This is a genomic window from Mesorhizobium sp. M1A.F.Ca.IN.020.06.1.1, from assembly GCF_004023265.1.
In the GTDB taxonomy this organism is placed as follows: Bacteria; Pseudomonadota; Alphaproteobacteria; order Rhizobiales; family Rhizobiaceae; genus Mesorhizobium.
In genome coordinates, this window is sequence record NZ_RZSR01001228.1 from 1 (window position 1) to 1,440 (window position 1,440).

The window sequence follows — 1,440 nt, forward strand, 5'->3', positions numbered from 1 at the left end:
CGGCCGGACCGACCGCGCCGGTGATCTCGATGCTGCCCGACGGCGCGGTAAAACTCAGCGTCTATGTGCCGGAGACGGCCTTCTCCTCGGTCAAGGTCGGCACCCTGCTCAGCGTCCGTTGCGACGGCTGCGGGCCGGATTTGAAGGCACGCGTCAGCTATGTGTCGCCCGATCCCGAGTTCACCCCGCCGGTGATCTACTCGCTCGAGAACCGGCAGAAGCTGGTCTATCTCGTCGAGGCGCGGCCGGAGGGCGATGCCCATCCGCTGCAGCCCGGCCAGATCGTCGATGTCGACCTGGCGGATATTGACAGATGAACGTCATCGACGTCCGTGGGTTGGTCAAGCGCTTCGGCGACAAGACCGTCGTCGACCATGTCACGATGGCGGTCGCCGAGGGCGAGATCGTCGGTTTCCTCGGGCCGAACGGCTCGGGCAAGACGACGACCATCCGCATCATGTGCGGGCTTTTGACGCCGGATGCGGGCGAGGGCACGGTGCTCGGCTTCGACATCCTTACCGACGCGCTCAAGATCAAACGCGAAGTCGGGTACATGACGCAGAAATTCTCGTTCTACGAGGATCTGACGATCGGCGAGAATCTCGAATTCGTGGCGCGGCTCTACCAGCTGAAGCCGGTCGAGGAGTATGTCTCGCAAACGCTGCAGGAACTCGGCCTGACGACGCGCCGCAACCAGCTCGCCGGCACGCTTTCCGGCGGCTGGAAGCAGCGGCTGGCACTCGCTGCCTGCATCATGCACAAGCCGAAGCTGCTGCTGCTCGACGAGCCGACGGCTGGCGTCGACCCGAAGGCACGGCGCGAGTTCTGGGACGAGATCCACCGCCTGGCCAGCGGCGGGCTCACCGTGCTGGTCTCCACCCATTACATGGACGAGGCCGAGCGCTGCCACCGCATCAGCTACATCTCCTACGGCAAGATGCTGGCCACCGGCACCGTGGACGAGGTGGTGAGGAATGCCGGCCTTACCACCTTCGTGCTGCAGGGACCGCGGCTCGACCGCGTGGCCGAGGCGCTGCAGGGGCGTCCGGGCGTCGACCAGGTGGCGCCGTTCGGCGCCACGCTGCATGTCGTCGGCTCCGACAAGGCAGCCCTCGAAAAGGCGCTCGCCGATGTCGAGAAGGAGCACAAAGGGGTGACGGTGGCGCCGGGCGAGACCAGCCTGGAAGATGTCTTCATCCAGTTCATGTCCGGCTCGAAGGACAACATGGCATGAGAGATGGCGTGAGAGCGATCTTTTCCTTCGCGAGACTCGGCGCGCTGCTGATCAAGGAATTCATCCAGATGCGGCGCGACCGCATCACCTTCGCCATGATGCTGGGCGTGCCGCTGATACAGCTGGTGCTGTTCGGCTATGCCATCAACAACGACCCGAAGAGCCTGCCGGCAGCACTCGTCGCGACCAGCAGCGATCCCTACACG

General features: G+C 64.7%; 2 protein-coding genes and 1 pseudogene. All 3 read left to right on the plus strand.

The annotated features are described in order from the left end of the window. A partial coding sequence (locus EOA60_RS32735; protein WP_128312606.1) for an HlyD family efflux transporter periplasmic adaptor subunit occupies positions 1-317 on the plus strand: 317 nt, incomplete at its 5' end. After that, complete coding sequence (locus EOA60_RS32740; protein ID WP_095825068.1) at positions 314-1,234, plus strand: ABC transporter ATP-binding protein; 921 nt, start codon at positions 314-316, stop codon at positions 1,232-1,234. The genes EOA60_RS32735 and EOA60_RS32740, both read left to right, overlap by 4 nt. Before the next feature lie 8 nt (positions 1,235-1,242). Next, positions 1,243-1,440, plus strand: a pseudogene (locus tag EOA60_RS32745) (ABC transporter permease); the annotation flags it as partial.